Below are 14541 nucleotides of genomic sequence, written 5' to 3' on the forward strand. Positions count from 1 at the left end.
TCAAATCACTTCCTTTTAGAATATTTGATCACCATTTTTATCTATTGCAATTATTAGTGGAAATTCTTTCACTTTTATTCTATAAACCGCCTCAGGCCCTAAATTTGAAAAAGCAATTAATTCTATATTTAAAACTGTTTTAGCTAAATATGCAGCAGCTCCACTTGGGGCTAAAAAATACACTCTACTATATTTTTTACAAAGTTCTATAGCCAAATCAGATCTTTTACCTTTCCCTACGGTTGCTACAACACCAAAATTATATAACATTTCAAGGAAAGAATCCATCCTTTCACTCGTTGTTGGACCAATAGCTCCAATCTTAGCATTCTCTGGTGGATTAGCAGGTCCTGCATAAAATACTATTTTATTCTCTAAACTAAACGGTAATTTCTGCATATTCTGGTTAATCTCCTTTAAGCGCTTTTGTGCAGCATCTCTCATAACAATCATTTCACCAGAATAACTAACAAATTGACCTACTTTAAATTCTAAAATTTCATCGATCTTCAAATTTAACAACACCTTTCCTACATAAGTAACAATCAACAGAAATACCAACGGGAAGGGTTGCTATATGAGTAGGAAATGCTTCTATATGCACAGAATAAGCAGAAATTCCTTCCTTTAATCCTTGAAATCCTATTTTTAATCTATTTATTTCTTCCTTTAACTCTTCTTCTAACTTAGAATATTTTTCGTTAAGATTTTTTTCATAAAAACTTTTTGTCAAAGCTAACTTTGATAAAACTAAGGCTTTATCTGAACTACCGCCTAGTCCTATTCCTACATGTAAAGGTGGACAAGCTTTCATGCCGTTTTCTTTAATATGAGTTATGACTATATCTTTTAAATCTTGAACAGAAGATGAAGGCTTTAACATAAATAATCGAGAAAGGTTTTCACTACCCCCACCTTTTACCAAAGCTCTTATTTCTAAAGTGTTTCCACTTGTTGAAAATAAATGTACTATACAAGGCGTATTGTTCTTTGTATTTATTCTTTCAAAAAGTGGATCTTCTACAATAGAAAATCTAAAAGGATTACTCACATACACTCTTTTTACTGCTTCATTCAACGTTGTTTCTAACGACTCTTCGAGTTCCACTTTATTTCCCAAAAATACAAAAAATTCTATCATACCAGTGTCTTGACATAAAGGTAGTTTATCATTCCGTGCATAAACATAATTCTTTTTGAGTGCCTGCGAAAAGGGGCCAGAATAATCATCTATAAAAGGTTTTATTTCTGTGTTAATAAAATAATTAGTTTCCTCTAACAACGTGGATATTTTTTCGATAATTTTGTTTTTGGTCACCATCTTAATACTTCTCCTTTTATGGAAATTATTAATTTTATTTATTTTATCATTATAAAAGCAAAATATCAAAAAAGACTCCCTCTTTCCCTTATGCACATAAAAGGTAGTTAAATAGGAATAAAATGGTTATTTAAAAATTATTTTCTATTACTTATAAAAAATGAAAGTGGATTTTCATACGCCTTTTAAATAACTAATTTGTTTAATACAAGAAACATATTTCTTTAGATCTATTTTTATTATAAATTTCTTGTTGCTACTTTCTATTATAATTTCCGCTGCAATCTTTCCTATATTTTTATTATCTATATAAACACAATCATAGTTATCAGATTTCATATCAATTAACACACCTGGTTTTTGTGTAGGCACTATACCATCTTTAAATAATTTATTAATCCGTACCGAAGACATTAAAATTCCATCAGAATGGTAAAGTATAGATTATTTCTCCAAAAATTTTTTTAGCCTGTATTCCGAAAGTAGAAGAAATATGAAACTTTCATAATTATTATCTATAAGCAGATTATCCACAGAATTAATTAATCTATCATAAAAATCTGTCCTTATCCTTGGAACTACAGTAGAAATAGAATTTTTTCTCTCAGAAACAAGACCTCTGGCAATGTATTACGGACATACCCTAATTTTTCAATTGCTCGCAGTACTTTTTGAAAATTTTCTTTAGAAACATTTTTTTCTCCATTTATGACTCTTGAAACAGTTCCAACAGACACATTTGCGTATTTAGCAACTTCTTTTATCGTCATTTTCATGATATCATTTCTCCTTATTGAAACGTTTCATTATATTACTACAACTTTTTTATTCTATGTTAACTTATATTATAAGAGCTTATAGGAGACTATAGTTAATTTGGTGTTGATTATTCTAAATTATCTATTATTTTATTATCTTAATTTTTATTGTAGTAATATAAATAAACAATTTTCAAGATTTTTGCCTTTATTCATCTTTAATTCCTTTTAATTTTTCTTAATCTCCCCTTATTGTTCATAATCGAACTTTTATTTTTGAATTAAAAGAGTTATTATATAAGTAGTTAAACGGTTAAGTTAATCTTGATATTTTGGAGGAAACTGATGCCCCCGCAAAAAATCAAAAACTCGAAAATGACTATAAACGATATTGCCAAAATTGCAAATGTCTCTAAAGCTACTGTTTCATATGTGCTAAATGACAAGCCTGGTGTAAGTGATGAAATACGAACAAAGATAAAAAATATTATTGAGGAATATAACTATGTCCCAAATTCTGCAGCAAGAGGATTAGCAGGAGAAAAAACGCACTTCATTGGATTGGTTATACCAGACATTTCAGACATGTTCTATGCGAATATAATTAGAGGTGTTGAAAAAACTTCAAATAAGTTAGGATTCTTTCTAAATCTATTAACAACTCATGCACAAGCTGAAAGAGAGCAACAAGTTATTAAACTATTCAACAAGAGTATGGTTGACGGTTTAATAGTAATGGCATATTACTTAAAAGATCAATACATCGATATATTAACTGAAAGTGGAATTCCTTTTGTTTTTATAGATTATCCTCCAAAAAATGAAGAAATTTATTCTGTATTAGTTGATAATGAGTCCGGGGCTTTTGAAGCTACTGAGTATCTCATTTCTTTAGGACATAAAAATATAGCTTTCTTAGAAGGTTCAAAAGTAGCATGGGATTCAAAAGCAAGATTTGAAGGATATGTTAAGGCGTTAAAGAAGCATGTTTTTGAATTCAATCCAAATTTAGTTGAAAATGGTAACTTTACCAAAGAAGAAGGATATTTAGCAACAAAGAGGTTGCTTTCTAAAAAAGAGAAGTTTACAGCAATATTTGCTGCTAATGATCAAATGGCTATTGGAGCTATAAGAGCTTTAAAAGAAGAAGGTTTAAAAGTTCCAGATGATGTTTCAATAGTAGGATTTGATAATATAGAAGCGAGCTCAATAATTGAACCACCTTTAACAACAATAAGTCAACCCATTTATGAAATGGGGAAAAAGGCGGTAGAAATCTTAGTAAGACTGATAAACAAAGAAGAAGTGAAAGAAAAAAAGATAATGCTCAAAACACGATTAATCGAAAGACATTCGTGCAAAAAAATTTAAAAAGATGTTTTTGTGGCAATTAACTTAACCGATTAAGGGTTGATAAACAAACAAAGAAGAGGGAGGTCATAAAAATGTTTGAGACAAAGTATGGATATTTTTCACAAGACGGAAAAGAATACATAATAAAAACTCCTGAAACTCCGAGACCATGGATAAATGTTATTTCCAACGGAGACTATGGAATAGTGGTATCTCAGAGTGGCTCTGGTTATAGCTGGAGAACCCATGCAAGCCTAAACAGAATAACCAGATGGGAACAGGATTTAATTAAAGACGAATGGGGAAAATATATTTACATAAAAGATAATGAAAATGATGAATTTTGGTCGCCTTCCTGGAAACCAATATGTAAAAAACCTCAAGAATTTAAAGTTAGGCATGGACAAGGGTATTCAATATTTGAAACTAAAAATTTTGATATTAAAACTGAATTAACAATGTTTGTAGCAAAAGATGAACCTATAGAAATTTGGAAATTAAAAATAAAAAACCTTTCGAATAGAAAAAGAAAACTTTCATTATTCACATATTTAGAATGGTGTTTAGGAGCCGCACCCGATTGGCATAGAGAATTTCATAAGACTTTTATAGAAACTTCTTTAAATGAAAAGTTAAATTGTATTTTAGCGGAAAAAAGAATGTGGGAAATTCCAAATGAAAAAGGTCAAAACTGGAATAAAGAATGGGAGTACGTTGCTTTTCATTCTGTCAATGAAAAAATTAGCGGTGCAGAAGGATCTAAAGAAAAATTTTTAGGCATGTACAATAATATAACAAATCCAAAAGCTGTAATAACGGGTAATATGTCTGGAGTCTTTGGAAAATGGGAAGATTCTATTGCTAGCTTAAAAAACGATATTTCTTTAGAACCAATGGAAGAAAAAACTTTGGTATATTTATTAGGAGCTTTGAAAAAAGGATGTGAAGATAAACATCTTGAAAAAATCATTGAAAAATATAAAGATTTGAAGAATGTTGACGAAGAATTAAATAGAGTTAATCAAATGTGGGAAGAAATGCTTTCTACTTTTCAAGTTGAATCTCCCGATAAAGGTTTTGATTTTTTAATAAACAAATGGCTTAAATACCAAGCAATATCAGGAAGATTGTGGGGGAGAACCGCTTATTATCAAACTGGTGGAGCGTTTGGGTTCAGAGACCAACTACAAGACAGCCAAATATTTTTATACATTGATCCTGAAAAAACAAAAAATCAAATAAAACTCCACGCACGACATCAATTTAATGATGGAAGCGTGTTACACTGGTGGCATCCAATATCTGAAATAGGGCACAAAAATAATATATCAGATAACAGACTTTGGCTAGCCTTTGTAACCTCAAGGTATTTGAAAGAAACTAACGACTATGAATTTTTGAATGAAAAGATACCCTATTTAGATGGAGGAGAAGGTATCTTATACGAACATTGTGTCAAAGCTATTAACTATAATCTAAACAAATTAAGCGAAAGAGGATTGCCCCTAATTGGTGATGGAGATTGGAACGATGGTATGAACGCAGTTGGTACACAGGGGAAAGGAGAGAGTATTTGGCTTGGACACTTTTTATATGGTATTTTAATTGATTTTTCAAAAGTGTGTGAAAAAATGAAAGATGAGGTAAATAAGAATAAATTTTTGACTGAAGCAAAACGTTTAAAAGAAAATATAAATAAATATGGATGGGATGGAGAATGGTATATAAGAGCTTTTAAAGACAATAGTGAGCCTATTGGAAGTAAAATTTGTGAAGATGGCAAAATATTCTTAAATGCTCAAACTTGGGCTATTATAAACGAAACAGCTACAGAAGAAAGAAAAAAGCTTGCTTATCAATCTGCTAAAAAATATCTTTTTAAAGATTATGGCCCACTTCTTTTCCAACCAGCTTACAGAACCCCTGATTCCGAAATAGGTTATTTAAGTCGATATGCACCAGGAATAAGGGAGAATGGCGGATTATACACGCATGCAGGTACATGGGCTATCTTAGCTGCCTCAAAGATGAAAGACCCTGATGCTTACAAAATCTATAAAAGTTTTATGCCGATTTACAGAGGATTAGAACCTGATAAGTATCTTGTTGAACCTTATGTAACCCCAGGAAACGTAGATGGGCCTGATTCTCCCTACTTTGGAAGAGGTGGTTGGACTTGGTATTCAGGATCTGCTGCATGGTATTTTATTGTAGGAATTGAAGGTATCTTAGGATTAAAAGCAGATTGGAACGGTTTAATAATAGATCCACTTTTTCCAGAAGAATGGCAAGAAGTTAAAGTAAAAAGGTATTTTAGAGGAAAAGTTTTAAATATTAGTTACAAAAAAAGCGACGAAAAAAAGATACTTGTAAATGGAAAAAAGTTAGAAGGTAACGTTTTAAATCCAGAGGATTTTAAAGAAAATATTTTAAACGTAGAAGTTTATTGTTAGTCAAACTCATCTTTTATCAATATGTTTACGAATTTTGGAATTTCTAAAGTGAGTAAAAAATAAATATTATAGTAACTTTAGAAATGGTGATTTTCAGAAAATAAGTTTTTAAATTTAAAATGGGTCCAGGGCACAGCTCTCCCCCCTCTTTCGCTACACGTAGTGAAAAAGTTAAAGAAATTAAGAATTAGTGAAGATTAAAACTGAGGAGGTAATTTGTAAAAAAATTAACGCTAAAACATATATATAATAAGCATTTTGGAATTTCTAAAGTAAGTAAAAAATATCAAAAAGGAGGTAAGTAAGCATGAAAAAAGCAACTTATTTATTGATAGCTTTAGTACTGTTTTTTAGTTTATCTATTTTTTCACAGTCTTTCATTCATAGTTTTGAATATACCAACGATTTAAACAACGATAACTCTGGAGCACGCTTTGAATTAAGCGGAAGATTCGTATATGAAGGAAAGTACTCAACCATTATAGTTCCCTCTGGAGAATCTGCCGAAACAAAGATGGCTTTTGAATTATCTGGAGAAAGATTGAACAATTGGTTGGGAAATGACACTCTAAAATTAGCAATTTATACAAGACCAGACGCATCTCTAAAACCTAATAAATTCTTTTTGGGTATGGCAGATGTTACGGAAGGATGGAAATGGGTAGACGGAATATTTTCTGAAACAGAACCAAAAGATGGTTGGAATATTATAGAGTACAAGTTAACAGAAAAGATGCAAGATTTGCTTATAGACGGAAAATACATGCTTTATTTCTCTTTTATGCATACTCAAGGAGTTACGAACATTCCTTTGAAAGACCCTTTTTACGTAGACAATTTAATAGCTTTAAACTCAGAAGAACCTGAAATCGAAAGAATATATATTTGGTCTATGGATAGTGAAGAAGAGATAGGAACTTTTGGTAATGATAATACAGGAGCAAAATTTGAATTAGCAAAAGATTTAGCAGCCGAAGGTTTATACGCAATGAAAGTAATTCCTGATGGTAAAGCAATCGAAGCAAAAATTGCAATAGAACTTTCTGGAGAAAAAGTTTTAGCATGGGCAGGAAGAAACGAAGTAATTATGAACGTTTATATTCCAAAAGAAAATAAAATTAAACCTACTATGTATTTCTTAGGTATGGCAGATGTTACAGACGGTTGGAAATGGGTCGGAGGAGTATTTTCTGATACTCAGGTAAGTTCAGGATGGAACAAAGTTAAATTTGAAATTGCAGGTAACATGAGCAATTTGGTGGAAGGCAATAAATACATGATTTATCTTGCATTTGGTGGATTTGATGAAAACAACGTAAAAACTCCTCTATACGAACCATTCTATGTAGACGGAATATTTGTTGAAAAATCAAGCAAGCCTACGGTCGAAGAACTATTATCTATGGCCCCATCAAACATCAAAGAAGAAGTACAAACCCTTTTAGAATTAGATGACGAAGCTTTACTCGAAGAAATTCAAAAAAGAGCTTTCTTATATTTCTGGAATGAAGCAAATCCAGTGAATGGTTTGATTAAAGATAGAAGCACAAAAGATTCTCCTTCAAGTATAGCAGCGGTTGGTATGGGACTTTCTGCTATTCCTGTAGGGATCGAAAATGGTTGGATAAGCTATGAAGAAGGATACGAAAGAGTTTTAACAACTTTAAAAACTTTTGTAGAAGGAAAAGTTGAAGGAATGAATGGCTTCTTCTATCATTTTGTTGATATGAACACAGGTAAAAGAGCCGGCAATAGTGAGATTTCTTCAATTGATACCGCAATTTTAGTAGCTGGGGCATTAACAGCCGGATCGTATTTTAAAGATACAGAAATCGAAGAACTCGCTAATATTTTATACGAAAACGTTAATTGGCAATGGATGTTAGATGGTGGAGATACTTTATCAATGGGATTCAAACCCGAAGCGGGCTTTTTAGGAGCGAGATGGGATTCATTTAACGAAGGATTATTAGCTTATGTATTAGCTATAGGATCTCCAACATATCCGATCCCTTCAGAATCATGGGATAAGATATTTAGACCTGTTAAAAATGATACATACATATATTTACCTCAAGAAACACTATTTGTGTACCAATATCCAAATATTTGGATAGACTTTAGAGATAAAGAAGATAAATACGCAAATTATTTCAATAATGCAGAAGCTGCTACCAGATATAATTGGCTGTTTGCAGTACAAAATAGATTCAAATATGAAACATATGATATGGATATTTGGGGTCTTAGTGCAAGCGATGGCCCAGCTGGATACAAGGCTTATGGAGCGGTCGATGGTAATCATGATGGAACTGTTGCCCCATATGCATCTATATCTTCTATACCATTCACCTTTGATCTTTCAATAAACGCAATAAGAGGCATGTTAAGCAAATATGGCCCCTTAGTATGGGGTAAATATGGATTCTATAGTGCCTTCAATGTTGACGAAGTTTGGTTCTCAGATCAATATATAGGAATAGATCAAGGAGATATTATCTTAATGATCGAAAACTATAAAACAGGCTTAATTTGGGATTTGTTTATGAGTAATGAACATATTCAAAATGCTTTAAATAAAATCGGATTCGTTGAAAAGGTTTCCGACTATGCGGTAACTCCTTGGTATGTTGAAGAATATAAGAGACTTTTAACAAGTTCTGAAGTAAAATTAGCGCAGGCTCCAAGGTTAAAACAGCCTATTAAAATAGACGGCGATTTATCTGAATGGAAAGATATACCGAGATATGTAGTAACTGAAGATATGAATGTACCAGCCGGAGGAATTGTCCCTGTGGATAAAAGATCACAAGTTCTACATAGCTACTTTCAAGCAGCTTGGGACAATGAAAATTTGTATTTAGCGGCCGATGTATACGATGAATACGTTGTTGTAAATATCGCTCCCCAAGATGTCGGAGGCTATTATAGAACCGATTCTATAGAATTCTATATTAATCCAAATGTAGCTGGATCTAATGCAGGATTGTTCAAATTAGCGGTACTTCCATTTGATACAGAAGGAAATGTACAAGCAGTGAGACACGAAGACGCAAATCCAGGTCCTTTATCTAAAACCGCTCCAAAAGTTCAAGTGGCTTCTTTGAGAACAGATCACGGATACAGTATAGAGATAAAAATACCATTTGAATATCTTGGACTGTCTCCAAGAGAAGGTATACAAATAGGTTTCAGTCACACAGTCCATAATTCCAATAAACAAGATGCACAAATTGGAGCATATGTAAGACAAAATATAATTTCATGGAATCCATTGCCAGATATTTGGGCAAATCCACAAAACTGGGGTACTTTGGAATTAACTGAGTAAATATGAACTTTAGAAATGAAATTTTTTTAAAATAAATGATTGAATTTATAACAGGTCCAAGGGCGGCCTTGAAATTTCTAAAGTGATTAAATGAGGAAAAATAGGAGGTGTAATATTATGAAAAGAGTGGTAGGTGTTTTAAGCATTTTTTTGATTTTAGTAGCATCAACTTTTGGTGCAACGAAAATCACTGTATGGGCAATGGGTGAAGAAGCAAAGAGTCTTGATCAGTTAGCAAAATTGTTTATGGAAGAGTATCCTGAATATGAAGTCAATATTCAAGCTATTCCCTGGGCGAATGCATATGATAAGATTTTAACAGGTATTGCCGGTAGGCAAGTTCCAGATGTAGCTCAAATGGGAACTACATGGATGGCGCCTTTTGGGAGTATGGGGGCCTTCGAAGATTTAACCCCGTATATTCAAAAATCTGAAATAGTAAAACCCGAAAACTTCTTTGAAGGTGCTTGGCAAACTGGTACAGTAAGTGGGAAACAACTTGGTATTCCCTGGTATGTGGATACACGGGCACTTTATTATCGAACTGACTTATTAGCCGAAGTTGGATACGATCACGCTCCTCAAAATTGGGATGAATTATACGATGCTGCAAAAAAATTGGCTGAAAAAGGCAAATATGGCATAACTCTTTATCAACCTCAAGACAATTATCAAGTATTAATGCCTTTTGTTTGGCAAAACGGTGGAGATATTATTGATAGCAATGGAAAAGTAATCGTAGATCAACCTGAATTCGTTGAAGCTTTTGAATATTATACAAGATTCTTTACAGAAAAACTTGCTCCAATAGGTGGCGGAGGAAACTTATTCCAAGATTTTGCTTCTGGCAATACACCAATGTTTTTCTCCGGTCCATGGATGGTTACTATGATAAGAGATCAAGTTCCCCAGATCGAAGGTAAATGGAATGTTGCCTTGATGCCTCAAAAGAAAACAAGAACGTCCTTCATGGGTGGAAGTGATCTAGTAATATTCAGAGATTCAAAAAATAAAGAAGGAGCTTGGAAATTCATAGAGTTTTTATCAAGACCTGATATACAAGTAAAATGGTATCAAATTGTTAGCGCATTACCATCCGTCCAAGCAGCATGGGATGATCCAATATTACAGCAAGATCCGATGATAGCGATTTTTGGCGAACAATTAAACGATGCTAAAGCTCCAGTAAATATACCTCAATTCCAAGAAATTTCAGTATCGATGGATAGAAGAGTCGAAGAAGCTATATATGCAAGAAAAACAGCTGAACAAGCGGCAAAAGACTTAAAGAAAGATATTGAAAAGATATTGAAGTAATAATTATCATGCCCCTCTTGCTAACAAGGGGGAGGGGCTTTTATAAACTAATCCTTGAAGGAGTGATAAAATGAAAACTCCATTAAGAGCTATAATAACATTTATAGGACCTCCTATAATCCTTTTATTAATTTTTATGGTAATTCCAATTTTTGTTTCTCTTTTTATCAGTTTTACTGATTTCGATGTTTATGCAATGTATGATTGGAGTAATGCAAGTTTTATCGGTTTTGAAAATTATATAAATTTAATGAAAGATCCCCTTTTTTGGAGAGCCTTGTTAAATACATTATATGCGTTGGTAGTAGCCATGCCTTTAACAGTTATTCTTTCATTAAGTTTTGCTGCATTAATAAATAGAGAAGGAACTTATTTAAAAAACTTTTTTAAAGTTAGTTTTTATCTTCCCTCAATAACAAACACTGTTGCAATTGCTATAGTATGGGCATGGATGCTGAACCCAGATTACGGATTAATTAATTGGTTTTTAGGCTTATTTGGCATACAAGGTCCAAATTGGTTAGGTGATCCTGTATGGGCTATGCCATCTGTGATAATGCTGGTAGTTTGGAAAGCAGTGGGATATAACATAATTCTTTTTACAGCAGGCTTACAAAATATCCCAGATTATTTATATGAAGCTGCAGAATTAGATGGGGCTACAAGATTTCAACAATTTTTATACGTTACCATTCCATCTTTAAGACCTACAATATTTTTTGTAACAGTAATGACGGTTATAGGATATTTACAATTATTTGAAGAACCATATATGTTAACTGCAGGAGGTCCATTAAACTCAACTTTATCTATAGTTTTGTATTTGTATAGACAAGGGTTCAGATTCTTTAAATTAGGATACGCTTCTTCTATAGCATTTGTATTGTTCTTGATGATATTTGCTTTAACGTTTATCCAAATGAGGGCAAGAAGGTCTGAAGTTTAAAGTGAAAAACTGAGGAGCTGATATTTATGAGAAAAAGAAAAATCTCACCAATAGAACAAATAATAGTACATGCAGTTTTGATCATTTGGTTATTAATTTCAGTCATTCCTTTTATTTGGATGGTTTCAACATCCTTTAAAGGCCCTGGAGAGATATTTATTTTTCCTCCGAGATGGATCCCAAAAAGTCCTACTTTTCAAAATTATATAGATTTATTTCAGAAAGTCAATTTTGGGAGACCATTCTTAAACTCAGTAATAGTTTCTCTATCTACAACATTTTTGTCTGTTTTAATTGCAACAATGGCAGGTTATGGGTTTGCCAAATTCCATTTTAAAAACAAAAATATTTTATTTTTAGTCATATTAGGAACGATAATGGTACCTGGCCAAATAACAATGATACCTATATTTTTGCTATTAACTCAGCTCAATTTATTAAATACATACTGGGGATTGATATTACCTGCAATTGCTAATGCTTTTAATATATTTTTTATGAGGCAATTCATAAGTGGAATACCTGACGAATTAATCGAAGCAGCAAAGATGGATGGAGCTCATGAAGGCTGGATATTTTTTAGAGTTATTTTGCCGTTAGCCAAACCTGCAATGGCTGCAATAACAATCTTTACCTTTACAGGATCTTGGAACAATTTTTTATGGCCACTAATCATCGCCACAGATGAAAGTATGTATACTTTGCCCGTAGCGATTTCGATTTTAGGTGGACAATATACTGAAAACATTGCCATGCAAATGGCAGGATCAGTTATCGTTATTTTACCTCTAATAATAGTATTTTTATTTACTCAAAGATATTTTATAAAAGGGATAACTTTTACAGGATTAAAGGGATAATAATTTAAGACCATTTTAATACTCTATAAAAAACTTAGTTTAAAGATAGTAAAAATATAAGATAGATACTTTAGTGACGATAGTTTTTATGATTTCTAAAGCGAATATATAATGTGTTTCTCAATTTACTATCATAGGTACTTTAGAAATGATAATCTTCAGAAAATAAGGTTTTGAATTTATATCAGGTCCAGGGCGGAGCCCTTCCCCTCTCTTTCGGTACAAGTACCGAAAAAGTTAAAAGAATTCAGAATTAGTGAGAATTAGAACTGAGGAAGTATTTTGTAAAAAAACAATTCTAAAAAATATATATAATAAGGATTCTGGAATTTCTAAAGTGAGTATTAAAGATCTATAGGGACTTTAGAAATGAAAATTTTTTAAAAATAAGCTTTTGAATTTAAAATGGGTCCAGGGCGGAGTCCTCTCCCCTCTCTCCGTACAAGTACCGAAAAAGTTAAAAGAATTAAGAATTAGTAAAGATTAGAACTGAGGAGGTATTTTGTAAAAAAACAATTCTAAAACATACATATAATAAGGATTTTGGAATTTCTAAAGACATTATTACTATTATAAGAGGAGGTATCTAATGATGAAAGAAAAGAAACTTTTGTTTATATTTTTAATTTCTTCTTTGATAACAGTTACTGTTTTTTCAGGTACGATAAAATACGAGTTCTTTAGATCAAATTTATTAGGAAGAGACGTTGGATATTCAGTTTACTTGCCAGATAATTATGATTCATCTAATCTATATTATCCAATTATCTACATTTTACATGGTTCAGGTGGGAATCAGTATCAATGGATTAATGAAGGTAAGATCGATCAAATTGCAGATGAGTTGATAGAAAATGGCGAACTACCTCCCAGCATAATAGTTATGCCGGCAACTGGAAATAACTGGTATGTAGACAGACGTGAAAAGATAGAAAGTATGTTTTTTCAAGAGTTTATTCCGTACATAGAAGATACATATAGAGTTATTAAAAGTCGTGATGCAAGAGTAATAGGTGGGCAATCAATGGGAGGTTACGGTGCCTTAAGATATTCTATGATTCATCCAGAGTTATTTTCAGTAGCAATTTTACTGAGCCCGGCAGTTTACGATCCCGTTCCACCTAAAAATTCTGCTGCGATAACTTCAGGCGTTTTTGGAGATCCATTTGATCCAAATATTTGGAAATCTTTAAACTATCCATCACTTTTTATGAGCTATTTGATGAAAGGTCAACCAGTTGCTATGTTTATAGCCTCTGGTGATGACGACGAACTTTTTATCGAACTTCATGCTACTCAATTATATGAAAGTATGAGAAATGCGGGTTTACCAGCTGAACTAAGAATTGTTGACGGTGGTCATGACTGGGGAGTATGGATTCCAACTATGAGAGAAGGTTTGAAGTATGCTGGTAATTTTTTGACTCAACCAAAATAGAAGCTGCCAATATGGCAGCTTCTCTCATTTATTATTTCTTTAAAATCTTAAAATATCTTTCTAAAAAATTTTTGCTCCACGTTCAGCATGAAATTCTTTACCTTCAGAATATCCTCCATGAAAAACCACTGCTATATATAAAGCATTTGTATTAACATCTTTTATTCTTTCTGATAACTTTTTAGCCCATCCAAGCACACACATAGTATGTTGATATTTAAATCTAAATGCTATAAGAGGGTTAGGTGGTACATCTACATGTATAGAAAAATACTCCTTTACATACCTTAAATGCTGTTCATACCTTTCATTTATCTCCTTAAACCTCAAACTTTAGTTGATAGAACCCTAATGTTTTCAACTTTCTTAACTTTTCTTATACATATTATACTATTCATTCATTTTCATTGACATCTAAAGATTAATTTTATTTAACAACCCTTATGATATAAGAAATCTTAATGCTTGCTGGTTAAAATCTCTAGCTTCTTCATATGCCCCATGTCCACGGTCTTCATATAAAATCAATTTACTTTTATTTATTCTTTCAGCCATTTCCTTACTTGCTTTTTTTCCACAACTTTATCGCTATCCCTACCTATTACTAAAGTATTACATTTAATTTTATCTAATTCATCATAAGCATTATGATTAAGACATGAATTAGCCTGAACTATAAATCTTTTAAAGTTTTTTGGTTCCCAACCTTTGTAAGAATAGGATAAAACATTTCAAGTATTAGACATAGAGGGAAATATATTATA

Annotated in this window: 12 protein-coding genes; 7 read left to right on the forward strand and 5 right to left on the reverse strand. The window is 32.2% G+C overall.

From position 1 onward, the window contains the following. Nucleotides 1-15: 15 nt before the first annotated feature. The 4 genes from X924_RS00205 to X924_RS00220 all read right to left on the reverse strand — a co-directional run bounded on the left by X924_RS00205 (nucleotide 16) and on the right by X924_RS00220 (nucleotide 2097). Nucleotides 16-513 carry a FumA C-terminus/TtdB family hydratase beta subunit gene (locus X924_RS00205; protein WP_121957159.1) on the reverse strand — a complete coding sequence of 166 codons (498 nt, stop codon included), beginning with the start codon at nucleotides 511-513 and terminating at the stop codon, nucleotides 16-18. Then, a complete protein-coding gene (locus X924_RS00210; protein ID WP_121956933.1) occupies nucleotides 500-1321 on the reverse strand; it encodes a fumarate hydratase in 822 nt (273 codons plus the stop codon). The genes X924_RS00205 and X924_RS00210 overlap by 14 nt, the downstream gene beginning before the upstream one ends. Before the next feature lie 174 nt (nucleotides 1322-1495). Further along, on the reverse strand, nucleotides 1496-1735 hold the full coding sequence (locus X924_RS00215) for a hypothetical protein (protein ID WP_121956934.1): 240 nt from the start codon (nucleotides 1733-1735) through the stop codon (nucleotides 1496-1498). A 164-nt stretch (nucleotides 1736-1899) separates the two neighbouring features. After that, nucleotides 1900-2097 carry a LacI family DNA-binding transcriptional regulator gene (locus tag X924_RS00220; protein ID WP_199172594.1) on the reverse strand — a complete coding sequence of 66 codons (198 nt, stop codon included), beginning with the start codon at nucleotides 2095-2097 and terminating at the stop codon, nucleotides 1900-1902. A 327-nt stretch (nucleotides 2098-2424) separates the two neighbouring features. Between X924_RS00220 and X924_RS00225 the strand changes: the two genes are divergently transcribed. The 7 genes from X924_RS00225 to X924_RS00255 all read left to right on the forward strand — a co-directional run bounded on the left by X924_RS00225 (nucleotide 2425) and on the right by X924_RS00255 (nucleotide 13777). Continuing rightward, nucleotides 2425-3450, forward strand: coding sequence for a LacI family DNA-binding transcriptional regulator (locus X924_RS00225; protein ID WP_121956935.1), 1026 nt, complete (start codon nucleotides 2425-2427; stop codon nucleotides 3448-3450). 74 nt (nucleotides 3451-3524) lie between these two features. After that, a complete protein-coding gene (locus tag X924_RS00230; protein WP_121956936.1) occupies nucleotides 3525-5885 on the forward strand; it encodes a GH36-type glycosyl hydrolase domain-containing protein in 2361 nt (786 codons plus the stop codon). Nucleotides 5886-6192: 307 nt separating this feature from the next. Beyond that, on the forward strand, nucleotides 6193-9216 hold the full coding sequence (locus X924_RS00235; protein WP_121956937.1) for a glucoamylase family protein: 3024 nt from the start codon (nucleotides 6193-6195) through the stop codon (nucleotides 9214-9216). 117 nt (nucleotides 9217-9333) lie between these two features. Beyond that, nucleotides 9334-10533, forward strand: a complete 1200-nt coding sequence (locus tag X924_RS00240) for a sugar ABC transporter substrate-binding protein (protein ID WP_158245260.1) — start codon at nucleotides 9334-9336, stop codon at nucleotides 10531-10533. Nucleotides 10534-10603: 70 nt separating this feature from the next. Continuing rightward, complete coding sequence (locus X924_RS00245; RefSeq protein WP_121956939.1) at nucleotides 10604-11479, forward strand: carbohydrate ABC transporter permease; 876 nt, start codon at nucleotides 10604-10606, stop codon at nucleotides 11477-11479. A 26-nt stretch (nucleotides 11480-11505) separates the two neighbouring features. After that, complete coding sequence (locus X924_RS00250; protein WP_121956940.1) at nucleotides 11506-12339, forward strand: carbohydrate ABC transporter permease; 834 nt, start codon at nucleotides 11506-11508, stop codon at nucleotides 12337-12339. Nucleotides 12340-12928: 589 nt separating this feature from the next. Further along, nucleotides 12929-13777, forward strand: coding sequence for an esterase family protein (locus X924_RS00255; RefSeq protein ID WP_199172595.1), 849 nt, complete (start codon nucleotides 12929-12931; stop codon nucleotides 13775-13777). Nucleotides 13778-13837: 60 nt separating this feature from the next. On the opposite strand, the gene X924_RS00260 is transcribed toward X924_RS00255, so the two are convergent. Next, complete coding sequence (locus X924_RS00260; protein ID WP_121956942.1) at nucleotides 13838-14107, reverse strand: hypothetical protein; 270 nt, start codon at nucleotides 14105-14107, stop codon at nucleotides 13838-13840. Nucleotides 14108-14541: the final 434 nt, after the last annotated feature.

The sequence above is a fragment of the Petrotoga sp. 9PWA.NaAc.5.4 genome, assembly GCF_002895485.1.
Classification (GTDB): Bacteria; Thermotogota; Thermotogae; order Petrotogales; family Petrotogaceae; genus AZRK01.